The organism is Cytobacillus sp. FSL M8-0252, from assembly GCF_038007345.1.
In the GTDB taxonomy this organism is placed as follows: domain Bacteria; phylum Bacillota; class Bacilli; order Bacillales; family Cytobacillaceae; genus Cytobacillus; species Cytobacillus kochii.
The window spans coordinates 1,975,644-2,001,749 of record NZ_JBBOWZ010000001.1 but is presented as its reverse complement, the minus strand read 5'-3'; the positions used below and the strand labels follow the sequence as shown (position 1 = coordinate 2,001,749).

The 26,106-nt window shown below is 38.9% G+C and carries 23 protein-coding genes; 2 read left to right on the top strand and 21 right to left on the bottom strand.

Annotated elements, in window-relative coordinates; all coding sequences use genetic code 11:
* Positions 1–4: 4 nt before the first annotated feature.
* From rsmB to MKX83_RS10265, 11 genes are all read right to left on the bottom strand, one after another.
* Complete coding sequence (gene rsmB / locus MKX83_RS10315) at positions 5–1,357, bottom strand: 16S rRNA (cytosine(967)-C(5))-methyltransferase RsmB (protein ID WP_341050725.1); 1,353 nt, start codon at positions 1,355–1,357, stop codon at positions 5–7.
* Positions 1,354–2,304: a methionyl-tRNA formyltransferase gene (fmt, locus tag MKX83_RS10310; RefSeq protein WP_341055254.1), complete on the bottom strand. Its 951-nt coding sequence runs from the start codon at positions 2,302–2,304 to the stop codon at positions 1,354–1,356. Before fmt ends, rsmB begins: the two co-directional genes overlap by 4 nt.
* Positions 2,301–2,786: a peptide deformylase gene (gene def / locus MKX83_RS10305; RefSeq protein WP_341050722.1), complete on the bottom strand. Its 486-nt coding sequence runs from the start codon at positions 2,784–2,786 to the stop codon at positions 2,301–2,303. The genes fmt and def overlap by 4 nt, the downstream gene beginning before the upstream one ends.
* A gap of 112 nt (positions 2,787–2,898) precedes the next feature.
* The gene (gene priA, locus MKX83_RS10300) at positions 2,899–5,307 is read right to left on the bottom strand and encodes a primosomal protein N' (protein ID WP_328199063.1); all 2,409 of its coding nucleotides are present in this window, start codon (positions 5,305–5,307) and stop codon (positions 2,899–2,901) included.
* Positions 5,304–6,512 carry a bifunctional phosphopantothenoylcysteine decarboxylase/phosphopantothenate--cysteine ligase CoaBC gene (coaBC, locus tag MKX83_RS10295; RefSeq protein WP_341055251.1) on the bottom strand — a complete coding sequence of 403 codons (1,209 nt, stop codon included), beginning with the start codon at positions 6,510–6,512 and terminating at the stop codon, positions 5,304–5,306. Before coaBC ends, priA begins: the two co-directional genes overlap by 4 nt.
* A gap of 19 nt (positions 6,513–6,531) precedes the next feature.
* Positions 6,532–6,690 (bottom strand): hypothetical protein, encoded by a 159-nt coding sequence (locus MKX83_RS10290; protein WP_341055249.1) that lies wholly within the window; start codon positions 6,688–6,690, stop codon positions 6,532–6,534.
* The gene (rpoZ, locus tag MKX83_RS10285; protein WP_095369579.1) at positions 6,671–6,895 is read right to left on the bottom strand and encodes a DNA-directed RNA polymerase subunit omega; all 225 of its coding nucleotides are present in this window, start codon (positions 6,893–6,895) and stop codon (positions 6,671–6,673) included. The genes MKX83_RS10290 and rpoZ overlap by 20 nt, the downstream gene beginning before the upstream one ends.
* A 1-nt stretch (position 6,896) precedes the next feature.
* Positions 6,897–7,511, bottom strand: a complete 615-nt coding sequence (gene gmk / locus MKX83_RS10280; protein ID WP_095369580.1) for a guanylate kinase — start codon at positions 7,509–7,511, stop codon at positions 6,897–6,899.
* Between the two features lie 9 nt (positions 7,512–7,520).
* A complete protein-coding gene (gene remA, locus MKX83_RS10275) occupies positions 7,521–7,784 on the bottom strand; it encodes an extracellular matrix/biofilm regulator RemA (protein WP_095369581.1) in 264 nt (87 codons plus the stop codon).
* Between the two features lie 59 nt (positions 7,785–7,843).
* Positions 7,844–8,716 carry a YicC/YloC family endoribonuclease gene (locus MKX83_RS10270; protein ID WP_224938566.1) on the bottom strand — a complete coding sequence of 291 codons (873 nt, stop codon included), beginning with the start codon at positions 8,714–8,716 and terminating at the stop codon, positions 7,844–7,846.
* Positions 8,717–8,883: 167 nt separating this feature from the next.
* A complete protein-coding gene (locus tag MKX83_RS10265; RefSeq protein WP_307314500.1) occupies positions 8,884–11,562 on the bottom strand; it encodes a cation-translocating P-type ATPase in 2,679 nt (892 codons plus the stop codon).
* 281 nt (positions 11,563–11,843) lie between these two features.
* On the opposite strand from MKX83_RS10265, the gene MKX83_RS10260 reads away from it, so the two are divergent.
* Positions 11,844–13,556 carry an Rqc2 family fibronectin-binding protein gene (locus MKX83_RS10260; RefSeq protein ID WP_341050716.1) on the top strand — a complete coding sequence of 571 codons (1,713 nt, stop codon included), beginning with the start codon at positions 11,844–11,846 and terminating at the stop codon, positions 13,554–13,556.
* 72 nt (positions 13,557–13,628) lie between these two features.
* Here MKX83_RS10260 and MKX83_RS10255 read toward each other — a convergent pair whose 3' ends face one another.
* The gene (locus tag MKX83_RS10255) at positions 13,629–14,372 is read right to left on the bottom strand and encodes an SDR family NAD(P)-dependent oxidoreductase (RefSeq protein ID WP_341055247.1); all 744 of its coding nucleotides are present in this window, start codon (positions 14,370–14,372) and stop codon (positions 13,629–13,631) included.
* Positions 14,373–14,394: 22 nt separating this feature from the next.
* A complete protein-coding gene (locus MKX83_RS10250) occupies positions 14,395–15,150 on the bottom strand; it encodes an SDR family NAD(P)-dependent oxidoreductase (protein ID WP_328199056.1) in 756 nt (251 codons plus the stop codon).
* Positions 15,151–15,319: 169 nt separating this feature from the next.
* Between MKX83_RS10250 and MKX83_RS10245 the strand changes: the two genes are divergently transcribed.
* Positions 15,320–16,420 carry a LuxR C-terminal-related transcriptional regulator gene (locus MKX83_RS10245; RefSeq protein WP_095369585.1) on the top strand — a complete coding sequence of 367 codons (1,101 nt, stop codon included), beginning with the start codon at positions 15,320–15,322 and terminating at the stop codon, positions 16,418–16,420.
* 82 nt (positions 16,421–16,502) lie between these two features.
* Here MKX83_RS10245 and pyrE read toward each other — a convergent pair whose 3' ends face one another.
* From pyrE to MKX83_RS10205, 8 genes are read right to left on the bottom strand one after another with little or no spacing between them, the layout of a single operon-like run.
* On the bottom strand, positions 16,503–17,135 hold the full coding sequence (pyrE, locus tag MKX83_RS10240) for an orotate phosphoribosyltransferase (RefSeq protein WP_095369586.1): 633 nt from the start codon (positions 17,133–17,135) through the stop codon (positions 16,503–16,505).
* Complete coding sequence (gene pyrF, locus MKX83_RS10235; RefSeq protein ID WP_095369587.1) at positions 17,132–17,848, bottom strand: orotidine-5'-phosphate decarboxylase; 717 nt, start codon at positions 17,846–17,848, stop codon at positions 17,132–17,134. Before pyrF ends, pyrE begins: the two co-directional genes overlap by 4 nt.
* Positions 17,820–18,761 (bottom strand): dihydroorotate dehydrogenase, encoded by a 942-nt coding sequence (locus MKX83_RS10230; protein ID WP_095369588.1) that lies wholly within the window; start codon positions 18,759–18,761, stop codon positions 17,820–17,822. Before MKX83_RS10230 ends, pyrF begins: the two co-directional genes overlap by 29 nt.
* Positions 18,758–19,537 (bottom strand): dihydroorotate dehydrogenase electron transfer subunit, encoded by a 780-nt coding sequence (locus MKX83_RS10225; RefSeq protein WP_341050708.1) that lies wholly within the window; start codon positions 19,535–19,537, stop codon positions 18,758–18,760. Before MKX83_RS10225 ends, MKX83_RS10230 begins: the two co-directional genes overlap by 4 nt.
* Positions 19,534–22,752 (bottom strand): carbamoyl-phosphate synthase large subunit, encoded by a 3,219-nt coding sequence (gene carB, locus MKX83_RS10220; protein WP_095369590.1) that lies wholly within the window; start codon positions 22,750–22,752, stop codon positions 19,534–19,536. The genes MKX83_RS10225 and carB overlap by 4 nt, the downstream gene beginning before the upstream one ends.
* Positions 22,749–23,837, bottom strand: a complete 1,089-nt coding sequence (locus MKX83_RS10215) for a carbamoyl phosphate synthase small subunit (RefSeq protein ID WP_095369591.1) — start codon at positions 23,835–23,837, stop codon at positions 22,749–22,751. The genes carB and MKX83_RS10215 overlap by 4 nt, the downstream gene beginning before the upstream one ends.
* Positions 23,834–25,120, bottom strand: coding sequence for a dihydroorotase (locus tag MKX83_RS10210; RefSeq protein ID WP_341050702.1), 1,287 nt, complete (start codon positions 25,118–25,120; stop codon positions 23,834–23,836). The genes MKX83_RS10215 and MKX83_RS10210 overlap by 4 nt, the downstream gene beginning before the upstream one ends.
* Positions 25,083–26,018 (bottom strand): aspartate carbamoyltransferase catalytic subunit, encoded by a 936-nt coding sequence (locus MKX83_RS10205; protein ID WP_341050699.1) that lies wholly within the window; start codon positions 26,016–26,018, stop codon positions 25,083–25,085. Before MKX83_RS10205 ends, MKX83_RS10210 begins: the two co-directional genes overlap by 38 nt.
* Positions 26,019–26,106: the final 88 nt, after the last annotated feature.

The window sequence follows — 26,106 nt, the reverse complement described above, 5'->3', positions numbered from 1 at the left end:
GTGATTACACCTTCTTTCTCAGACAAGCGATATAAAACCCATCTGAACCAATATATTGCGGTAATACTTGTATTTCAAAATCATTCACAAACGTTTGTAACGCTTGTGGTAGCCTTGCCTTAAGTGTTGAGTCTCCAACAAATTCTTTATGGTCACTTAAAAAACGTGAAATGACTTGATGGTTTTCAGATTCATCAACAGTGCATGTACTATACACTAGCATACCGCCTTTTTTTAATAATGGGGTGATGGCATTTAATAAATCCAATTGAATGGACTGCAGGCGTGATAAATCATCTTGTTTTTTTGTGTATTTCATATCAGGTTTTCTACGCATCACACCTAAACCTGAGCACGGCGCGTCTAGCAAAATACGATCAAACGACTCTTGCGGGAAATGATCTTGAACTTGTCTACTATCGAGAGCAAGAGTATCAATATTCTCTAATCCTAATCTGTCTGCTGTTTGTGCAATAAGCTTAACTTTATGCTCATGGAGATCTATCGCTATAACCTCTCCACTCCCCGACATCGCTTCAGCTATATGAGACGTTTTCCCACCTGGAGCTGCACAAGCATCAAGGATCTTTTCATTCTTTTGAGGATTTAGGGCCAAGCAAGCTAACATTGAACTTTCATCTTGTATTGTGATAAGTCCATTTTTGAATGCTGTAGACTTGGCAAGATTTCCTCGAAGAGCATGAATGGCTTCTGAAACCCATTCACTCCGTTTCACGGCATATCCTTCCTCTTCTAATAATGTAATCACTTCTTCTGTCGTAGCCTTCGTAATATTTACACGCGCTGTTTGAGTCGGAGCTTGTAAATTAAGCTTACACATTTCCTCCGTTGTTTCTATCCCAAATTGATCCACCCATCTAGCAACGAGCCATTCTGGGTGACTTGTTGCTATTGAAATTCTTTGAATAGGATCTTTGATCTCTTCCACTTGTCTAATCCCAGTTCTTTGTACATTTCGTAATATCCCATTCACAAATGAAGCAATGCCTTTATGGCCTTTATTTTTTGCTATTTCTACGGCTTCATTTAATGCCGCGTGATCAGGAATTTTATTTAAGTGAACCATTTGGTAAACCGTGATCCTTAATAATTGCTTTACCCAAGACTCCACTTTATTTGGTTTTTTTATATAGGGCTGTAAATAATAATCTAATGTCATTTTACGTTGTAACGTCCCATAAACCAGTTCTGTCAGCAAACCAATATCTTTTTGTTCTAAATGATTTTGATTAATAGCATGGTTTAACAGGAGATTACTATACGATTGGTTCTTTTCAATTGCATCTAACAAATCCATCGCGACTTCTCTTACATTTTTCTTTCTTTGTTTTTTCATCGATTGTCCCCTAACTTCATGCCAACTTGAAGATGGGCACCTGCGCCGCGCAGGTAATCTTTCGCTTTCATGCGTTTTTTACCTGATGGCTGAATCTCCGTTAGCTTCAATATCTGACCATCGCCGGTGGAGACATTGATGCCATCCTCTTCTAATCCGACAATCGTTCCAGGCACTTGATTTGATTTTGATTCAATGATCACAGAAGCCCACACTTTCATAACTGCATCAGACAAAGTCGTATAAGCAACTGGCCAAGGATTCATCCCTCTAATATGGTTATAAATTTCTAATGCTGGTTTACTCCACTGAATTTTTTCTTCTTCACGCTTAATATTGTATGCAAATGTTGCTAAATTTTCATCTTGTTGTTTCGGAAGCAAATCACCTTTTAATAATGGTGGTAATGTTTCTAGCAATAGTTTGCTACCAGCTTCACTTAATTTATCATGTAAGCTACCAACAGTATCATCCTTAGCGATTTCGACTTCTACCTGTGTTAAAATATCGCCTGCATCCAATTTTTCAGCCATATACATAATCGTAATACCAGTCTTTTCTTTCCCTTGGATGATGCTGTAATGAATCGGTGCTCCACCTCTTAATTCTGGCAATAATGAAGCATGTACGTTAATGCAACCATATTTAGGTGCATCTAACAATTGCTTAGGGAGAATTTGCCCGAATGCAGCCGTGATAATAAGTTCAGGCTCTAGATTTAAAACAGCTTGCAAGTCCTCTTTATTTTTAACTTTCTCAGGCTGTAGCACTGGAATACCATGTTTTTGTGCTTCCACCTTTACTGGGGATGGAGTTAACACCTTTTTCCTTCCCACTGGCCGGTCAGGTTGTGTAACAACTGCAATGACTTCATAACCTGCTTGAATAACACTTCGTAATACCGGAACTGAAAAATCCGGTGTTCCCATAAATACAATTTTCGTCATTCTTCATCCAACCTCTCTAACTCTTCTGCCTCTATATATCTGCTAACTTTAGTGGTGAATAGGATTCCATCCAAATGATCAATCTCATGTAAAATGGCTCTAGCAAGAAAACCTTCTGCTGCGAACTCATATGGCTTTCCCTTTCGATTGAATGCTTTTATTTTCACAAATGACGGTCGTGTGACATCACCATAAATACCGGGAAAGCTCAAACAGCCTTCTGGATCTGTTTGTTCACCTGATGTTTCGATTACTTCGGGATTTATCATCTCAATCGTGCCATGTTCATCTTCAATATTTACAATCGCTATTCTCTTATTGAGACCTATTTGAGGAGCAGCTAGTCCTACACCATCAAATTCAATCATTGTATCATACATATCATTTAATAGCCTTACTAATTTTTTATCAAAAACCGTTACCGGTGTACATTTTTCTTCTAAAATTGTATTAGGGTACATCACTATTTGTTTAACACTCAAAATATAAATCCTCCATAACATCTTCTCATTCAACAGGCAGCCATAGCTAGACTAAAATTATTACCATTCTCGACGATTTTCTCTATCTATAACCTTTTTTAGTTATTTTTCTTTACATCAGAATAAATGGATTAACATCCACAGATATTTTCAAAGAAGTCGAAGTCACTTCTTGCTGATATTGATCTAATATCTTTTTTAATGATTGATTTAACTCTGGCTCCCGTTTGTATTTTATCAAACATTGGTAGCGATATCTATTGTTGATTCGTGGAATAGGTGATGCGACCGGACCAAGACAGAGGGCGCTTTTAGTTAAGCGACTAGTCAGAAATGTGGTAATTTTTTCTGTGACATCTAACGCTTTCATCAATTGCTCGTGACTGACCGTAATAAGTGTAATAAAATAAAAAGGTGGGTACTTTAAACCTTTTCTGATCATCATTTCGCGCTCATAAAACTGGTCGTAATTTTGTTCAGCTGCTAACTCAATACTATAATGTTCAGGACTGTATGTTTGAATGACCACTTCTCCTGGTAATTGATGACGCCCTGCTCTTCCACTCACTTGCGTCAATAACTGAAACGTTTTTTCTGATGACCGAAAATCTGGCAAATGAAGCATTGTATCAGCTGATAATACACCGACAAGCGTTATATTTGGAAAATCGAGTCCTTTGGCAATCATTTGGGTCCCAAGTAGAATATCTGCATGGCCTTTTTGGAACTCATTTAGCAGTCGCTCATGAGAGCCTTTTTTACTCGTTGTATCCACATCCATACGAATAACTCTCGCTTCAGGCAATACTTTATGGAGTTCTTCTTCTACCTTTTGTGTCCCTGTGCCAAAATAACGAATATGATCACTCTGGCATTCTGGACAAACAGAGGGGACATGATCCTCATATCCACAATAATGACATTTCATTTGCTGCTGGTGGCGATGATAAGTTAGTGAAATATCACAGTTCGGACAATTAACAACATAGCCACAATCACGACACATGACAAAAGAAGAATATCCACGTTTATTTAAGAAAAGTACAGTCTGCTCTTTTTTTTCTAGACGTAATTGAAGCTTTTCTAATAAGGATGAAGAAAACATTGAGCGATTTCCACTTCTTAGCTCTTCACGCATATCTACAATATCCACATGTGGTAAATCTTGATTATTCATCCTCTTCGGCAAACTTAACAAAGTGTATACACCTTTTTTAGCACGAGCAAATGATTCGAGTGAAGGTGTAGCGCTACCTAAAATAACGGGGAAACTCCCTTGCTTCCCTCGTTTTATTGCTACATCTTTTGCATGGTATTTTGGGTTTTCCTCTTGTTTATAACTTGTCTCATGTTCCTCATCTATAATGATGAGACCGAGGTTTTCAAACGGAGCAAATACAGCTGATCGCGCTCCAACAACGACTTTCACTTCTCCCCGCTGAACTTTTCGCCATTCATCATACTTCTCACCAGCAGATAATCCACTATGCATCACAGCTACTTGATTCCCAAATCTTCCTTTGAAACGATGAACCATTTGTGGGGTAAGTGAAATCTCTGGCACTAAACAAATCGCTTCTTGACCTCTCTCTAGTACTTTCTGTATCGACTGTAAGTAAACTTCTGTTTTCCCACTCCCTGTTACGCCATACAATAAAAACACTTCATGAAGGGATTTTGCGATGCGATCATGGATTGGATCGATGGCTTCTTGTTGCTCATTTGTTAACAGTAATGGTTCTGTTCGTGCAAAATAACGATTTTCATAAGGATCACGATAAATTTCACGTTCGCTCTCCTCTAATACTTCTTTTTTCACTAGTTCTTTTACAACGGCATTCGATATTTGTAGTGTTGCCGTTAAGTCAGTTAAGAATATCCAATCTTTATTTTCGATAAAGTAATTAATCACGTCATGTTGTTTTTGTGCCCGTGGGGTAAGAGACGATTGATAAGTCTTTAATTCCTCTGTTGAAAGAGCGCTTCTAATGGCGAGGCGTTTTTTCTTTTTTATTTTATCTTTCACTTCATAAATAATTAGAATATGACCTTTCGTTACTTCTTGCTGTAACAATGATAAATAGCCTGTTTCTTTCGCTTCTTCCCACAGGATGCTATCTTGGTTAGTAAATAAGCCTTGTAAGGTTTGCGGCAACAACTGTTTGTTTTCAGTTGAAACTTGTAATTTTTTTTGATATTTTGCTTTAAGTGCTGCTGGTAACATCGCTTGATAAGCAGAGATCCGATAACTTAAAGTTTCTTCTGATAGCCAATTTCCTAATGAAATGAGCGATTCAGATAATACAGGTGTTAAATCTAACGGCTCAATGATTTTTTTTAATTTATTAAGCGTGGACTGAGGTTTGATCCCAATGACAAAACCTTGAATTCTCCTTGGCCCAAATGGGACAACGACTCGCATCCCAATTTGAATGACCGTCTCAAGTGATTGCGGAATAACATAATCAAAAGGTCGATCTGTTTGCTTAGCCGGTACATCAACAATGACCTCAGCAATCATTTCCCCTCATCCTCATATAAATAAAGTGCTTCTTTTAAAATGCTTTCTGCTACGTCATGTTTTGACATCAACGGGAGATCTGTTTTAGTCCCATCTCGTTTATAGAGAGTAACAACATTCGTATCTGTTCCAAATCCGGCACCCGCACTTGTTACATCATTGGCTACAATCATATCAGCATTTTTCTTTTTCAGCTTTCCTCTCGCATATACATCCACATTATTTGTTTCTGCCGCAAAACCCACCAACACTTGATTTTTCTTTCTTTTACCAAGTGCCATTAAAATATCTTTAGTTCTTTCTAATTCCAATTGTTGATCACCATCATTCTTTTTCACTTTCTGATCATAAGTATATTTAGGCCGATAATCTGCTACAGCAGCCGTTTTTATCACAATATGAGCATCAGCAAAACGCGCAATCATTTCTTCATACATTTCTTCCGCACTTTCAACTTGTATCACTTTTACACCATGAGGTGGAGAAATATGGACAGGACCTGATACTAATGTCACATCCGCACCAAGTTTCGCTGCGACTTCTGCAATCGCATAGCCCATCTTACCACTCGAATGATTGGTTAAATAACGAACAGGATCAATTTTTTCTCTTGTCGGCCCTGCTGAGATCAATAACTTTTTCCCTTTTAACAACGGTTCCTTTTGATTGAAAAAATGATTCATATGCTCCACAATCTTTTCCGGTTCTTCTAATCTACCTTTTCCAACATAACCACATGCTAGATAGCCTTCACTCGGTTCAATAAATTGATAACCAAACTGATGAAGTGTATCAATATTTTTTATCACTGCAGGATGATTGTACATATTGACATTCATCGCTGGTGCAACCCATACCGGCGATGTGTGTGCTAACAATGTTGTAGAAATCATATCATCTGCGAGGCCATTTGCAAGCTTACCAATAATATTCGCAGTTGCTGGTGCAATCAATATCAAATCTGCCCAGTCTGCTAAATCAATATGAGCAATCTTACTAGCGTCCTTTTCATCGAAGGTATCAAAATATACTTCATTACGTGACATCACTTGAAAAGTTAATGGTGACACAAATTGTCTAGCTGAATCGCTCATCATTACTTTCACACAAGCTCCCGCTTGCGTTAACTTACTTGTTAAAGCTACCGCTTTATAAACAGCAATACCACCGGTTACACACAACAGGATTTTTTTACCATTCAACATCTATACAAACCCCCAATATTCAAAAGGTTATTTTTCTTTTATTATGAATAATTTCGCTCACTTTTTCATCTATCTCTTCTTGTTTTTTATAAATATTATGGCTATGAACAAAAATAACAACCTCCATACAGGTTGTTATTTTTTCATATATGTGTATTTTACCTTTTTTCCCCTTCATGCGTTGTATCACCTAAGCGATAAAATAGTTCGTTTGCATTAATCTCTTCTAACGCTTTACCCACATTTTTATGTGATACATATTTTTCTAAACGATATTGCTCTTCATTATTTTGTAATTTCCGTGCTCTTTTAGCAGCCACAGACACAAGAGAGTATTTTGAATCAATTTTTGTCATCAATGAATCAATTGATGGATTTAACATATTATTCAGCCTCCAACATTTTCAAATATCTAGGTTCAACGCGAGTGCGACGGCAATGTTCTGCCACTACAATCGCATTAATTCTGTCACAAGCGTTTTCCACTTGATCATTTTCTACAACATAATCATATAATTTCATCATTTCAATTTCTTCTTTAGCTGCACTTAAACGATTATTAATTATATCTTCTGTTTCTGTGCCTCGTGTAACAATACGATTTTTCAATTCAGATAAACTAGGTGGAACTAGGAAGATAAACAAGCCATCAGGAAACTTCTCACGCACTTGCTTTGCACCTTGTACTTCTATTTCTAAAAATACATCCTTGCCCTCGTTTAACGTTTGTTTCACATAATCAACAGGGGTTCCATAATAGTTGCCAACAAACTCAGCATACTCCAATAATTTATCTTGCTCTATTAATGTTTCAAATTCTTCACGAGATTTAAAGAAATAATCTACTCCATCAACTTCACCTTGTCTCGGTTTTCTTGTTGTCATAGAAATAGAGTATTCAAATGCCGTATCAGGCTGCGAGAAAATCTCTTTTCTCACTGTTCCTTTTCCTACACCAGATGGACCTGAGAGTACTATTAATAAACCTTTTTCCTTCATTAGAAAATCCTACCCTTCATCGATAACATCATCGCGGTCATTCAGTCGTGCAGCTACTGTTTCCGGCTGAACAGCAGATAAAATGACATGATCACTATCCATGACAATGACTGCTCTCGTTCTACGGCCATATGTTGCATCTATCAGTACACCACGGTCTCTTGCATCCTGAATAATTCTCTTAATTGGTGCCGATTCCGGACTCACTATTGATATGATTCTATTGGCAGAAACAATGTTTCCGAAGCCAATATTAATTAATTTTATTGACATATGCGTCCCCCCGTCATCAGTTAACTATTTTGACCTTTATCACGCGTTTCTAAACCGCTTTATTCAATATTTTGTACTTGTTCTTTCATCTTTTCTAATAGACCTTTCATCTCAACTACTTCTCCAGCAATGGTAGAATCATTCGCTTTTGAACCGATTGTATTGACTTCGCGATTCATCTCTTGAATCATGAAATCAAGCTTCCTGCCAATTGCATCTTCCAAGGAAAGGGTCAATTGAAATTGATTACGATGTGATGCGAGTCGTGTCAATTCTTCATTGATATCGGCCTTATCTGCAAAAATTGCCACCTCTGTAATAATTCTTGATTCATCAATATGACCATCAGCATATTCTTCCATTCGCTTTCGCAAACGGTCTTCGTATTGCTTTACCACGTTAGGGGCTAGGTCATATAAGCGGTTAAGACATTCAGTTAGTAAACCGAGCTGTTTAAAAAGATCCTTCTCTAGCTCCTTACCTTCAGCTAACCGCATCATTTGCAGCTCTTTACCAGCTTCATTTGTCGCTTCAAGAATCAGCTCATCTAGCCATTCGTCTTCTTCATCCACTTCCACAATAGCAAACACATCTTCATTAAGTAAATCTTTTAGCCCAGGCTCACTACTTAACTTATATTTTTCTTTCACTTCTGTCATTGAACGATAAAATTCGTCTAACAAATCCCAATCCACACGTATCTTCTTTTGTTTCGATCCCGTTTGTTCTATGGTTGCATAGACTTCTATTCTACCACGCTTAATATATTGATTAAGCGTTTTTTTTATTTTATCTTCCAGCTTGAGAAATTGCTTTGGAATGCGCAGGAAATATTCTGTAAAACGATGATTAACCGTTTTTACTTCAATCGTGATAGAGAAGGTGTCAGTTTGCCTTTTACCCTGTCCATACCCTGTCATACTCGCTACCATCGTTTAACCACACTTCCTTTCGCCGTTTGCGGGAAGTACCTACAACTTTCTTATACAAATTTGGCACTAACCATACCTTTTCTTACACTCATATATTATGTAGTTTTCTTTAAAAAACCAAAAGGTAATAGAGTTTCACTCTACTACCTAAAGGATTATATCATATTTCACTTCGATTTTCTTGCCAAATATGTGAAGCCAAGCAAAAATGTTGGGACAGCTGATAAGCCAACAATCATTAACCAATCACGACCAGCGATTGGTACTGTGTGGAAAATTTGTTGCAATGGCGGCCAATATAAAACAATCAGCATAAGTAAAACCGAAGAAATAACCGCCCAGACAAGATACATATTACCGAATGGATTTCGAGCAAAAACTGATTTTTCACTTCGACAATCAAACACATGAATTAATTGAGCAAGGACTAATGTCGCAAAAGCGACGGTTTGCGCATATGCGAGCTCACTAGGATCGCCTTTATATGTGAGCATAAACGCAAGTAAGGTTACTCCACCAATTAAAAAACCTCTTGAAATAACCTTCCAGCCAAGCCCTCTTGAAAAAATGCCTTCTTTAGGATTTCGCGGCTCTCGCTTCATGACATTACCTTCTGGTCGATCTAAACCTAACGCCATCGCCGGCAGGCCATCTGTTACTAAATTCACCCAAAGTATTTGTATAGGTACTAGCGGCAGAGGTAGCGCTAAAATCATTGCAAATAGCATAACCAGTATTTCGCCAACATTAGATGCAAGTAAATACCTTACAAACTTTCTAATATTATCGTAAATATTTCGCCCTTCTTTTATTGCTGATTTAATGGTTGCAAAGTTGTCATCAAGTAAAATAAGAGAAGATGCTTCTTTTGCTACATCCGTACCAGTAATGCCCATCGCAATGCCAATATCGGCAGCTTTGATAGCTGGCGCATCATTGATTCCGTCCCCTGTCATAGCTACAATATGACCGCGATTTTGCAGAGCTTTAACAATCTTTAGTTTATGTTCCGGTGATACGCGCGCAAACACAGATACATCATCCACTACATCTTCTAACTCTTCTGTACTCAATGTAGCTAATGTTTTTCCTTCCATTACTTTTGTTGACTTATTAAGAATACCTAATTGTTTAGCAATTGCTTGAGCAGTTGTAATATGGTCGCCTGTAATCATCACTGTCTTAATTCCTGCTTCTTTACATTCTTTAACCGCAGCTCGTACCTCTGTCCTTGGTGGATCAATCATTCCTTGTAAACCTATAAACGTCAATCGATTTTCTGCATCTTTTTCTGATGTTATTCTGCCCTCATTAGTCAATTCCTTATATCCTATTGCAATTGTTCTTAGTGCTTGGGAGGCTAAACCGTGAATTGCCTCATTAACTGATCTATGCATCTCTTGGGTCATTGCTTGCTTACGATTTTCCCACAGGATACTCTCACAGTTCTGCGCCAACACATCCGGTGCTCCTTTACAGACAACAAATCTTCTGCCACTGGCATCCCTTAACACGATACTCATCATTTTTCTAGTTGAATCAAAAGGAAATTCCTCGAGAATTTCATATTGATTTAATAAAGAGGGGCGACTATATCCTGCTTTCATCCCAGCGACTAACAATGCACCTTCTGTTGGATCACCGTCAATGACAAATTCTTTATTTTTCTTATGAATTTCAGCATGATTACAAAGCATACCAAACATCAATAATTGTTGTAATGTTTTTTCATTTTTCGGATCTATACGTTTTTCACTGCGATAAAAATCTCCTTTTGGTGTATAGCCAATGCCATCTACTTGCCATGTGTTCCCACCACTCCATAAATGGGTGACAGTCATTTTGTTCTGAGTCAAGGTTCCCGTTTTATCGGAGCATATGACAGAAGCACAGCCTAATGTTTCTACTGCTGGGAGCTTTCTGACAATCGCCTTTTGTTTAATCATGCGTTGGACTCCTAGCGATAAGGCCACGGTGACTATCGCCGGTAATCCCTCTGGTATAGCTGCTACAGCTAACGATACCCCTGTTAAGAACATCGTATATAATTCTTGTCCTTGTAGCACACCGATACCTACGACAAGAACCGTTAAGAATAGTGCGACAACAATGAGAATTTTCCCTAATTGTTCCAACCTTCTTTGCAGCGGTGTTGTCATCGTTTCCGCACTTTGAATCATATCAGCGATTTGTCCCATCGCTGTTTTCATTCCTGTGCCAATGACAACCCCCACTCCGCTACCCTTCGTTACGATCGTACCCATAAATCCCATATTTTCCATATCGCCGATTCCGGGGTTATCTTGCTTAATTGCTGCGACTGTTTTTTGCACCGGTAATGATTCACCTGTTAAGGCCGATTCTTCTATTTCTAAGTTATTGCACTCGATTAAGCGGATATCCGCCCCAATTCTATCACCGGAGGAGAACTTCAATAAGTCACCAACAACGACTTCTTTTGAGGGGATTTTCTTCCATTCTCCATCACGTAATACTGTTGCATGAGGTGTGGATAATTCTTTTAGCGCACTTAATGACTTCTCTGCTTTTCGTTCCTGAAAAAAACCTAATACTCCGTTGATAAGCACAATCGCAATAATGGCGATTGCATCAATATATTCACCCAGTAGCCCAGATATCAATGTGGCTACTAATAGAATTAAAGTCATAAAGTCTTTGAATTGACTAAAAAATAAGAGTAAAGCGGATTGCTTTTCTCCTTCTGCTAATTCGTTATATCCAAATTGCTCCAATCTTTTTTGCGCATCTTCTTCAGACATGCCTTCATGCCTATTTGTGTTTAACGTGTCTTCAACCTCTCTCGCTTCCATCTCATGGTATTTCATTCGGACATCACACTTCCTCCTTTTCATTTTAAGAGAATTCGCATCTACTACATGCGAACCGTCCTGCTTCCCCTACTATCTCGATGGAGAGCTGTCCTATTTTTAAGGCTCTCATGAAAGCTTATTCAGTCTCGTCCTAAAAAATGCTATGCTATTATGAGAAAGAATGTATTTTACATAAACAGAAAGCTTTTAAAAACCATTTGTTTATGGGAAAATAGCTTCCATAAAGTAAAGAGACGCCTTTCGGATAACTAAGAGCGTAGAAAAGGATGTTAGAGATGTCATTTGATGGATTATTTACAAAAGCGATGGTAGAGGAGCTACAAGCTACTCTTAAAGGTGGTCGAATTAATAAAGTTCACCAACCATATAAAAATGAAATCATCTTAGTAATTAGAGCTAACGGAAAAAATCATAAATTACTATTGTCTGCGCATCCAAGCTATGCACGCGTACAATTAACAAATGAAGCATATGATAACCCCAGTATTCCACCGATGTTCTGCATGCTTTTAAGAAAACATTTAGAGGGATATATATTAGAAGATATTCAACAAATGGACCTAGATCGTATCATAGTATTTAACGTTAAAGGTCGTAATGAAATTGGCGATATCTCATATAAGAGGCTCATCGTCGAAATCATGGGACGTCACAGTAATATTACATTGGTCGATCAAGAACGAAACATGATCTTAGATTGTATCAAGCATGTATCTTATGCGGTAAATAGTCATCGTGCCCTGCTTCCGGGTCAACTTTATGTGGCTCCTCCGGCTCAAAATAAAGCCAACCCATTAGAAGCTGATGAGACGGATGTATTACGAAGAATGGACTTTAATAGTGGGAAGTTAGATAAACAACTTGTCCAACATTACAGCGGGTTTTCTCCCCTACTTGCAAAAGAAGTTGTATTCCAATCTGGATTAGCCAACCGTACAACAATACCTGCTGCCTTTATTAAGACAATGGATAAAATAAAAAACAAAGAAGTTCAACCGACCATTACAATAAATGAACATAAAGAGACTTTTTATTTCCTCCAGTTAGATCATATTCAGGGAGAGCAGCGTCATTTTGAGAGCTTAAGTCTAATGCTTGACCGCTATTATTTCGGCAAAGCAGAAAGAGATCGTGTCAAACAACAAGGCAATGACTTGGAAAAATTTGTTAGCAATGAAAAAGAAAAAAACACAAAAAAGATAGAGAAATTAAAACTAACCATGCAAGAAGCAAAAAACGCCGAGCAATTTCAATTGTACGGTGAATTAATTACAGCTCATATGTACGCCATTCAAAGAGGGATGGATGAGATTGAAGTGAACAATTATTATGATGAAAATAACAGCAATGTGCTTATCCCTCTAGATACACAAAAAACACCTTCGCAAAATGCACAGATATACTTTAAGAAATATCAAAAAGCTAAACACGCTAAACAAGTTGTACAAGAACAAATAGATCAAGCCTATGAAGAAGTTAACTACTTCGATCATCTTTTACAACAAATACAAGCCGCTTCACCGAAAGATATTGAAGAGATACGGGAGGAACTTATTGAAGGCGGTTACTTACGTGAAAGACAAAAAAAACAGAAAAAGCCGGTCAATGCCAAACCTATCCTGGATTATTTTGTCGCTAGCGATGGGACAGAAATCATTGTTGGTAAGAACAATAAACAAAATGATTACTTAACGAATAAGTTAGCTGCAAAAGACGACATCTGGCTCCATACAAAAGATATCCCTGGGTCACATGTGGTCATTAGAGATAAAGCGCCAAGTAATGAAGTTATACAAGAAGCTGCTTGTTTAGCTGCTTATTTTAGTAAAGCGCGTAACTCAAGTAGTGTACCCGTCGATTACACAAAGGTACGTAATGTAAAAAAGCCGAGTGGTGCTAAGCCCGGGTTTGTCATTTATGATCAACAACAAACAATCTTTGTCACCCCTGATGAAGAAAAAGTCATTTCACTTAGTAAAAAGAAATAACAAAACCCAATTGAGATGAACGCCTTACTCTACCAGGCGCTCCATCCAATTGGGTTTTTTATTAGTTAAAAGTTACTGTGCTGTATAACCACCATCTACTAATAAGGTTGTACCATTTACAAAGCTCGCATCATCACTTGATAAGAATAAAACAGCTTTAGCAATTTCTTCTGGTTTTCCAAGTCTACCTTGTGGGTGAAGGGAGGCCAGGTGATTCTTCACATCTGATTCTAATTCCGATAATAAAGGCGTATCAATGTATCCCGGACAAACCGCATTTACACGGATATTTTCTTTCGCATATGCCGTACATAAGTTTTGTGTTAACAGTTTCACGCCACCTTTTGCAGATGAGTATGCTGGTATATTAGGGAGTGAGACAAAGCTATGAATAGATCCTGCATTCACTATTACACCGCTGCTTCCTTGTTTTTGGAATTGTTCGATTGCGTATTTATCTGATAGAAACACACCAGAAAGATTAATATCAATCGTTTTTTTCCATTTATCATAATCTAATTCAGCTGCTGGCCCATCACTGGCAATCCCCGCATTGGCATACATGATATCCAATTTTCCAAACCGATTAACTGTCTGTGCAACGACATTTTTCACATCTTCTTCTTTTGATACATCTGTTTTAACAAATAAAGTCTCATATCCTTCTTTATTCAAAGTATCAGAAAGAGCTTGTCCCTTGTCAGAGAAATCAGCTATGACAACCTTTGCACCTTCTTTTACATATTCTTTGACAACTGCTTCACCAATACCACTTGCTCCACCTGTTACGATTGCTACTTTATCTTGTAATTTCATTTTAATCTCCTCTTTCTTTTCATTATCTTGCTGTCGCTCCACCATCAATGACAAACTCTGCCCCTGTAGTGTATGCTGAATCGTCTGAAGCTAAAAAGAGCACTGTATTAGCTACATCTTTTACTTTACCTAAATAACCGAGTGGAAATAGGTTCTTTCCTAGTGCATCTTTTGACTGACCAGTCTGTTCTGAAGCATAATCAGCCATGCCAGTATCAATATACCCTGGATGGATAGAATTTACTCTAACACCCATTGGAGCATATTCAATGGCAGCGTCCTTAGTCATGACACGTACAGCACCTTTACTTGCACCATATAAAACATGGCCTGGAGAGCCAACTAAGCCAGCAATAGAAGAAGCGTTAATCACAGAACCTTTCTGCCGCTCCGCCATTAATGGCATAATATGCTTCATTCCTAAAAACACACCCCCTACATTAATAGCCATTAATTTATTCCATTCCACTAGCTCAATTTCAGCTAGTGGTTTAATAAGATAAATCCCTGCATTATTGAAGAGAATATCTACCTGGTTATAAGCTTTTATCGCCTCATCAGCGACCTTACGCCAATCATTTTCATTACTTACATCATGGCGAACAAATATTGCTTCCCCACCATTTGCCTTGATTTCTTCGACGGTACCTTGACCAGACGTTTCATGAATATCTGTCAGAATAACTTTTGCTCCTTCTTGTGCAAAAAGAAGTGCCGTTTCTTTCCCAATCCCCGTGCCACCACCAGTAATAACAGCCACTTTTTCATTTAATCTCATAATCTTATCCCTTCTCTGCTGTCATATTTACATGAATATCCTTACTTATCAACAATTCATTCATTGTTCACCCCACATCTACAATGATACAAACTTTAACTTTTTAGCGCTATCCTATAAGATACTGTTTATGAGTAGCTATTTTACAGTCATATATAGGGGGAATTTCATGGCTCAATCTCATGATCGTTTTGAAGAAGTTACATTGCGGGAATTTATATTCTTTATGAAAACATATAGGCAAAACTTAGAAGAAAATATCCGGATCTACCTCAATGTCGAGGGGATTTCTGACGAAGAGCATTTTGAGGCGGTTACACTGCTACTCCGTTCCTTTACAGAATGGTTTCACCATATACACATGGGAGAAATGGAGGAAGACATTCATAATCAGTTAATAGATTGGCTTTATGCGCAAATATCCATTCTATCCACTGAACGATTATATTTGTTTTCATTGATTCTACAAAAAGCGGTAACAACCTTATTAAAGAAAGAAAAAATTCATAAGAACGATGGGTTTATCATGTTTTTATTTAACTTACAATCAGATTTACTGAAAACATATCAGCAAATAGCAAAAAAAGAGAAGCAAATACCTCATAGAGCACCCTTAACTAAATTAAGTCAATTATTAATTCGTTCATCGAAGACGGAACTCCCCGATATCCTAAAAAAATGTGAAGATTGGTTTGGGTTTAAACGCTGTGTTTTTTATGGTTATATTCCGTGGTCCAATGAATTTTATGGTGCAGTCGGAACAGAAGTTATCAAAGTACAGAGTATGAAAGGTCAATTAGGAGAGAATTTCTCAGTCTTCTCTACAAAGAAACCAATTTTCTTAAAAGACCCTAAGCAATTAATTAGACAAGAACATATTGAATTATTCGGCTTATCTTCGATTATCTTTCTTCCCATTTTATGTGAAGAACAATTATATGGCTGGTTAACTTTTGACCAAAAGGGAGAGGCGTTTGAATATAGTAAAGAAGAGTTAGATTATATCAATGAAGTAGGTATATTATTGGGTTTATTCTTTTCTCGAAAAAGTGGAAATGATAGGATCCAATCCTCCATTCATCTTACCCAAAGGGAGCATTCTATTCTCATCCTACTAGCTGATGGTCATGATAATAAAACCATAGCCTCCATGCTCTATTTAAGCGAGCATACGGTGAGAGATTATGTCAGTCAATTAATGACTAAACTAAAAGCAAAAAATCGCACACAAGTTGTGGCGATTGCTTTTCAATCGGGATTATTACATTAATTCCTCTTTACTGATAAAACTGTATACTGTTAGATAGGCTAAGCGAAAAGTTTGCTATTGCTAACTTTTCGCCGCCACTTATTTATGCAAATGCTTTCCCCCATGCTTGCGGGTCTTTTCTCCATTCAGTTAATACTGCAAAATCGGATGCCTCGATTGTCCCTTGATTCTTTGCAACTTCTTTTAATGATTCAAAATCGGAAAGTGTGTGAACGGAAACATTTGCTGCCTGAAGTAACTCTTCGCCTTTTGCTAATTGATAAGTAAAAATAGCGACAACCCCTAGAACTTCACACCCTGCCTCTCTTAGTGCTTCGACAGCGTTGATCACACTGCCACCTGTCGAAATTAAATCTTCGACGACGACAACTTTTTGCCCTTTCTCCGCTTTCCCTTCAATTTGTTTGCCTTTACCATGAGCTTTCGCCTTTGACCGAACATAGCACATCGGTAAATTCATCCGATCACTTACCCATGCAGCATGTGGAATGCCTGCAGTCGCTGTCCCAGCAATCACCTCAGCGTCTGCATAATGTTCCTCAATAAGTGCTTGTAGCCCTTGCGCAATTTCATTTCTTACTTTAGGATAAGCTAATGTTAAGCGATTATCACAGTAGATTGGTGATTTAAGACCAGATGACCACGTAAAAGGATCTTTAGGATTTAGTGCGACTGCTTTAATAGTTAATAAACTTTCTGCTATTTGTTTTTTCATACGGAAATACCCTCCCAAAGATTCTTGATTTGATAATAGGCAGCAAGGGAATTAGATGCTCTAGTAATGGATCGCCCTACGACGATTGCTGAAACACCTTCAGCTCTGGCAAAATCAGGTGTTGCCACTCTTTTTTGATCTTGCTTGTCGTCAGTCTCCATTCTTATTCCTGGTGTCACGGTCAAAAAATCAGCGCCCACCTTCTTGGCAATTTGTTTGGCTTCAAAAGGCGAACAAACCACACCATCTAAGCCTGCTTGCTTTGTTATTTGGCTATAATGCAACACAGATTCATTTAAAGAAACAGGGATTAACTGTTCACTATTCATTTGCTGCCTAGATGTGCTCGTTAATTGCGTAACAGCAATAAGCTTTGCCCGTTCCTTTCCTTGCACTTTCCCTTCCTCAAGTCCTTCAACAGCTGCCCGCATCATCTCTATACCACCAGCTGCATGGACATTCACGAGATCACAACCGAGACGAGCAAGTCCTTTCATGGCACTTTTGACTGTATTCGGAATATCATGCAGTTTCAAATCAAGGAAAACTTGGTGGCCTTCAGCTTTTAATCGTTCCACAATTTGTGGACCTTCTTGATAATATAACTCCATTCCAACCTTTAAGAATAATTGCTCATTTGTGAAAGGTTTGAGAAAATCTTCCACTTGTTGACGGTTAGCAAAATCAAGCGCGATGATGAGTGAGTTTTTCAACTGTTTTCCAGCTCCTTCCGGTACATTCAGAAATATGATCAAATCCTAAAGAATGAATAAGTTCTGGCAACTCTGCTATGATTTTTGGGCAGATAAATGGATCAACAAAGTTCATCGTTCCCACTGCGACGGCGCTCGCCCCGGCATAAAAATATTCAATCACATCTTCAGCTGATTCCACGCCCCCCATGCCGATGATTGGAATCGCTACTTGTTGGCTTACCTCATGAATCATGCGAATAGCAACTGGTTTAATGGCCGGCCCAGAAAGACCACCCGTTTTATTGGCGATTACTGGTTTACCGGTCCTTATATCAATTCTCATACCAACAAGAGTATTGATCATCGTTAATCCGTCAGCACCACCTTGTTCAACAGCCTTTGCCATTTCAACGATATTTGTGACATTCGGCGAGAGTTTCACGTATACAGGAACAGCTGATACTTCCTTTACCTTCTTCGTTAATGATTGCGCAATTTCTGGCACGGTTCCAAAAGCAATACCACCTGTTTTCACATTGGGACATGAAATATTTAATTCAAGTGCATGGACATTCGGCGCTTGCGAAATTTCTTTTGCCACCTCGATATAATCTTCTTCCATTGAACCGGCGACATTAGCTATGATTGGTACATCAAACTGCGAAAGCCACGGTAATTCTTCCTCTACGACTTTCGTCAATCCTGGGTTTTGCAGGCCGATTGCATTCAGCATTCCGGCAGATGTTTCCGCTACCCTTGGTGTGGGATTACCGAATCTTGCATCTTTCGTTGTGGCCTTAATCATAATCGCACCGAGCTGACTTAAATCAAACAAGTCACTATATTCTCTACCGAAACCGAAGCAACCAGATGCCGGCATTATTGGGTTTTTCAACTCAAGCCCTGGTAAACTAATATTCAAAGCGCTCATATGACAACCTCCCCTGCCTTAAAGACTGGCCCATCGCTACAAACCTTTTTATAAGACACGCCTGTGGGATCTTCTGCTGTATGGCATACACAGGCAAAGCAAGCACCGATTCCACAACCCATTCTCTCTTCTAATGATAAAAATACTTTTTTATGTCTATATTCTTGTTCAAGTGCTTGGAGCATGGGCGTTGGCCCACAAGTATACAAAACATCGAACGTTATATTTTCATTCTTAATAATATCTGTGACAAATCCTGAATAAGCGTAACTACCATCAGCAGTCGCGATAAAAGTAGGACCTAATTGTTTAAACTCTTCTTCATAAAAAACAGCATTCTTTGTTTGATGCCCGAGGACATGAATAACTTTTACACCATTGGCAGTTAGTCTTTGCGAAAGTTCATATAGCGGGGGGACTCCAATACCGCCACCGACAAGCAATGCCGTATCAGAAGCGTCCGTCTCCTCTACAGGAAATCCGTGACCAAGCGGACCTAATACATCAAGAAGGTCGCCTTGTTGTAACGTTGCTAACAAGCGTGTACCTTTTCCTTCTGCACGATAGATCATCGTGAAAGTCTGTTCGTCTTGATTGATATTTGCAATCGAGATGGGCCTTCTTAGAAGCGGTGAAAGACCACTATTCACTTTCAAATGAACAAATTGTCCTGGCTCTTTCATTTCATGAACAAGCTCACCTTTTACGGTGAGCTCATAAATATTTGTTGCGATTTCTGTTTGATCAATCACTTGACATAATTCTTGTTTGATCATAAGAAAACCGCCTCCTGTACTGCTTTTTCTTCTAAATTATTCATTGCATCAGCAGAGAAAGTCATCGATTCAATTACTTGGAGAATGGCATCTGCTGTATCTAAGGATGTTAAACATGGGACCCCATTTTCAACCGATTCTCTACGAATTCTAAAACCATCTCTTGCTGGCTGCTTCCCTTTTGTTAAGGTGTTTATAACAATTTGCGCTTGACCGTTTCGGATGACATCAAGTAAATTTGGTTCATCTGTGCCAATTTTATTCGTAATATCAACCGGTATACCCGCACTTTGAAGATATTCTGCCGTTCCACTGGTTGCCATCAATCTATAACCGATAGAGGCAAAGCGTTTTGCTAGACTCAAAGCTTCTTCCTTATCTTTATCTGCTACAGTCATTAAAACCGTGCCATATGGATAAATTTTCATACCTGAAGCAACTAATCCTTTATATAATGCTTTCTCAAGCGTTTGATCTTTGCCCATCACTTCACCAGTTGATTTCATTTCTGGTCCAAGCGTAATGTCAACTCTCCTCAGTTTCGCGAAAGAAAATACCGGTACTTTAACGTATACGCCGGCTTTCTCCGGCACTAAACCATTTTCATACCCTTGACTTTGTAATGTTTCTCCTAAAATAACCTTTGTTGCAATTTTTGCCATTGGTACATTTGTAATTTTACTTAAAAAAGGTACCGTTCTACTTGAGCGAGGGTTCACTTCTAGCACATAGACTTCACCTTTTGAGATGACATATTGGATATTTAACAATCCGATAATGCCAAGCCCTTTTGCCAATCTCTCGGTATAATCAACCAGCTTCGCCTGAATGCTTTGGCTAATATTTTGCGGAGGATAGACAGCAATTGAATCACCTGAGTGTACGCCAGCTCGTTCGATATGTTCCATAATCCCAGGAATCACTACCGTTTCTCCATCACTAATCGCATCCACTTCGATTTCTTTACCAGTTAAGTAACGATCGATTAATACCGGATGTTCAGGATTTACTTTTACAGCATTCTTCATGTACAGCAGGAGTTCTTCTTCTTTGTAGACGATTTCCATCGCGCGACCACCTAGTACATAAGATGGTCTGACTAGAACAGGATAGCCGATATCAGTCGCGATCTCCACTGCTTCTTCAACCGATAATGCTGTTTTTCCTTCTGGCATCGGAATGTCTAATTTGTGCAATGCATGTTCAAACTTGTCGCGGTCTTCTGCACGATCAAGATTTTCAAGTGAGGTTCCTAAGATTTTCACTCCTCGTTCAACAAGTCCTGCCGCTAAATTGATCGCCGTTTGGCCACCGAACTGAACGACAACCCCTTCAGGACGTTCAAGGTCGATGATATGCATGACGTCTTCTATTGTTAAAGGTTCGAAGTAGAGCTTATCCGAAATACTGAAGTCAGTTGACACGGTTTCTGGATTGTTGTTAATGATGATCGCTTCATATCCTGCCTCTTTAATTGCCCAAACGGCGTGGACAGTGGAATAATCGAATTCTACCCCTTGACCAATTCTAATCGGACCAGACCCTAATACGAGCACGCTTTTTCTATCTGTTACAACAGATTCGTTCTCATCTTCATATGCTCCGTAATAATAAGGTGTTTCCGACTCAAATTCAGCTGCACAAGTATCGACCATTTTATAAACTGGTGTAATGCCCGCATTTTTTCTCTTTTCATAGACTTCTCTTTCTTCCATTGACCATATTTGTGCAATTGTTGTATCAGCAAACCCTAGTTTTTTTGCTGCCTGCAAGATTTCTAGATCACCAATATTCGCCGCTAATTGATCTTCCAGCTTAACAATTTTATTGAATTTGTATAAGAAAAACAAATCAATTTGGCTCCATTCATGAATGGTTTCAATGGTGACACCGCGCCTTAATGCTTCTCCGATATAGAATAATCGTTCGTCGCCTGCTTTACGAATCCGCTTTTGTAAAAGGGCATCATCTATTTCGTCTCCATTTTGTAATGCGAGATGATGAACATTTGCTTCTAGTGATCGGACAGCTTTTAAAATCGATTCTTCAAAGTTTCGACCAATCGCCATGACTTCCCCAGTTGCTTTCATTTGTGTCCCTAATGAACGGTTAGCCGATTCAAATTTATCAAAGGGCCAGCGAGGAATTTTGGTAACGACATAGTCCAATGCTGGTTCAAAGCTGGCATAAGTTTTCCCTGTTACCGGGTTCATCATTTCATCCAAAGTTAATCCGACAGCGATTTTCGCTGCCAACTTCGCGATCGGGTAGCCAGTTGCTTTAGAGGCTAAGGCAGAAGAACGGCTAACCCTCGGGTTTACTTCAATAATGTAGTAATGGAAACTGTAAGGGTCAAGGGCTAATTGTACGTTACAGCCCCCTTCAATGCCGAGTGCTCTAATAATTTTGAGCGAAGCGTTTCTTAACATTTGATATTCACGATCACTTAACGTTTGGCTCGGCGCGACGACAATGCTGTCACCAGTATGGACGCCTACAGGATCAATGTTCTCCATGTTACAAACAACGATGGCATTATCATTTGAATCTCTCATAACCTCGTATTCTATTTCTTTAAAACCAGCAATACTTTTCTCTAACAAACATTGCGTCACCGGGCTGTTTTTCAAACCGCTTATAACAATTTCATTTAGTTCTTCTTCGTCGTGGCAAATACCTCCACCTGTTCCACCTAGTGTGAAAGCAGGTCTGACGATGACTGGGTAACCAACAATTTCAACAAATTGTTTGGCCTCTTCTAGCGTGTGAATAATTTCACTATCTGGTACTGGTTCACCGAGCTCATTCATTAATGTACGGAATAAGTCGCGATCTTCTGCTTGTTCAATAGCCGAAAGTTTCGTACCTAATATCTCGACATTACATTCTTCTAATACGCCTGATTTGGCCAATTCAACCGCCAAGTTTAAACCAGTCTGACCACCTAATGTTGGCACGAGCGCATCTGGACGTTCTTTCCTAATAATTTTACTCACAAACTCAAGTGTTAAAGGTTCGATATAGACTGCATCAGCAATCTCTGTATCTGTCATGATCGTTGCTGGATTCGAATTAACGAGAATGACTCGATATCCTTCTTCTTTTAGAGCGATACAAGCTTGTGTACCCGCGTAGTCAAATTCTGCTGCTTGCCCAATGACAATCGGTCCTGATCCAATTACAAGTATGCTTTTTATGTCTGTACGCTTTGTCATTGATAAACACCTTCCTGTCTGTTCATTTCAATTAGTGTTAAAAACTGTTCAAAAAGTCCGTTGGCATCTTCAGGTCCGGGTGAAGCTTCTGGATGATACTGTACAGTGAAAGCAGGGTGCACTTTATGCTTTAACCCTTCAACCGTGCCATCATTTAAAGCAATATGTGTTATTTCAAGGTCTGTCTGTGTAATCGATGCTTCATCTACAGAGTAGCCGTGGTTTTGTGAAGTGATCGCAATCTTACCTGTAGCCAATTCCTTTACAGGATGGTTCGATCCACGATGACCAAATTTCATCTTTTCCGTATTGGCCCCGCAAGCGAGCGCAAAGATTTGATGTCCAAGACAAATGCCGAACAGTGGAACTTTCCCAAGAATCTCTCTAACCATCTCAATTGCTTGTGGCACATCTTTTGGATCCCCAGGGCCATTTGATAACATGATGCCATCAGGACTTAAATTTAAGATTTCTTGTGCAGTCGTGTTGTATGGAACAACAATGACGTCACAATCTCTTTTATTCAATTCTCTTAAAATCCCGTGTTTCATACCAAAATCAACTAATACTACTCTTCTGCCACGCCCTGGTGATGGGTAAGGCGTTTTTGTTGATACTTGTTTTACTTGATCGACTCGCAGTTTGGTTGCTTTCATTTTTTCTAATATCTCGGCAACATTTTCTTCCATGCTACAAATCGTCCCTTTTAAAGTTCCTGCTTTACGGATGATTCTTGTTAATTTTCTCGTATCAATCCCAGCGATGCCTGGAATGTCTTTCATAGAAAAGTACTCAGCAAGCGATTGTTGATGACGAAAATTTGAAGGATATTCCGCTGCTTCTTTCACAATGAAGCCACTGATAGCTGGATGAATGGATTCAAAGTCATCACGGTTAATACCATAATTACCTATTAACGGGTAAGTTAAAGTAACGATTTGGCCACAATATGAAGGGTCAGATAACACTTCTTGGTATCCTGTCATGCCTGTATTAAACACGACTTCACCCATCGTTTGTTTACCACTACCAAAGCCTTCACCAATAAATACTGTGCCATCTTCTAAAATTAATTGTCTTTTCACGCTGTTACACTCCCCTTTTTAAAGACTACCTTTCCAGCAACAATTGTCGTTGTTGGCCAACCTTTACACTTCCAACCAGCAAACGGTGTATTTTTACCTTTTGATAAGAAGGTATCAGGATCAATTGCTTCTTCCTTTTCTAAATCAAGCAATACAATATCCGCCCTGCTTCCTTTTTGTAATAGTCCTCTATTTAAAGAGAAAGATTCAGCTGGTTTTCTTGTTAAGAAATCGATGAGTTGCTTTAGTGTGAAAATACCTTTCTTAACAAAGTTCGTATAAAGAAGTGGAAAAGCTGTCTCCAATCCTACAATACCGAATGGTGATAATGTCATCCCTTCAGCCTTCTCTTCTGCTGCATGCGGGGCATGGTCAGTTGCGATAAAATCGATTGTACCATCTAGTAGACCCTCTAACAGCGCTTCTTGATCGTCTTTGCCTCTAAGTGGAGGATTCATCTTATAGTTTGTATCAAGACCAGGGATATCTTCTTCTGATAATAATAAGTGGTGTGGTGTCACTTCTGCCGTTACTTTAATTCCTGCCCTTTTGGCATCTCTTACCACCCTAACCGATTCTTTTGTGCTAATATGACAAACATGATAATGGCAATTTGCTGCCTCTGCTAATAGCACGTCTCTTGCAATATGCACAGATTCACATACTGAAGGGATACCATTTATACCTTGTGCTTTTGAAAACTTCCCTTCATGAACAGCTCCTTTATGAATTAGTGTATTTTCCTCGCAATGAGCGACAATTGCCATATCTACTTCAGCTGCTTTCTTCATGGCTGAATACATCATATCAGCTGACTGTACGCCAACCCCGTCATCAGTAAAAGCGAAGGCCCCTGCTTCTTTAAGTGCTGCAAAATCTGTTAGTTCGAATCCAGCTTCTCTTATAGTGATAGATGCATATGGTAATACTTCTACTACGCCTGTTTCAGTGATTCTTTTATGTAGTGTCTCCATTTGTTCCTTACTATCTGGTACAGGTCTTGTATTAGGCATTGCAGCAATTGTAGTAAATCCGCCTCGTGCCGCTGCCTGTGTACCAGTTGCAATTGTTTCTTTATGTTCACCACCCGGTTCGCGCAAATGGACATGAAGGTCGACAAATCCTGCTGTTACAAGTTGACCTGTTGCATCAATGACCTCATGATCATTTACTACGATGGATTCACCGATTTCTTCAATCTTCCCATCATTAATTAACACATCCTGTTGAAGTAAGTCCCCTTCATTAGTAAGCAATTGACCATTTTTGATGATGATTCCCATTACGCTCTCCCCTTTCAAATTGTTCAATTATTCTTTTTAATACCGCCATTCTAATAAATACACCATTTTGCATTTGTTTAAAAATTCTTGACCGTCCACACTCAACTAGACTGTCTGCAATCTCTACGCCGCGGTTAACTGGTGCAGGGTGCATAATAATGCTGCCCTTTTTCATCATTTTCTCCCGTTCAAGTGTTAACCCAAATGCTTTATGGTATTTTTCAGCGTCCCATCTACCACCTTCATGACGTTCATGCTGTACCCTAAGCAGCATGATAACATCAGCTTCTTTGACCGCTTTATCGATAGACACATATTGTCCATGTTGTGCCATGTCTTGATCGAACCATATTTCTGGTCCTGAGAAAATTACGTTCGCACCTAACCGATTTAAGCTCTCTGCATTTGACCTGGCAACACGGCTATGACGTAAGTCACCAACGATGGCTACCTTTAACCCTTTAAAGCTAGCGAATTCTTGTTTGATCGTTAGTAAGTCAAGCAAAGACTGTGTTGGATGATGGCCACATCCATCGCCTGCATTAATAATCGCACTATTGGTTTTCCCAATCAGTTGATCAAAATAACAATTCTCATTATGCCTGATGACAGCTAGTTGAACACCAATTGCTTCAAGCGTCTTTACTGTGTCATAGAGCGTTTCACCCTTTGACACACTAGAAGTACTCACTTCAAATGGAATAATATCTAAGCCCAATCTTCTTTCAGCTACTTCAAAGCTACACTTTGTTCTTGTACTGTTTTCAAAAAAGAGATTAGCGATAAAAACTTTGTTTTTAGGTTTCCACATTTTACCGTTAATAAAATGCTCTGCATCGGCTAAAATCCCTTGAATTTCGTCTATTGTTAGATCAGTTGTAGTGAGACAATGTTCCATAAAAGACAGCCTCCTTTTTTTATTGAAACGTAAAGCTTGATCAACCTTGACTTCTTTGCTTTGCTATTAAAAAACACCTTGACAAAAA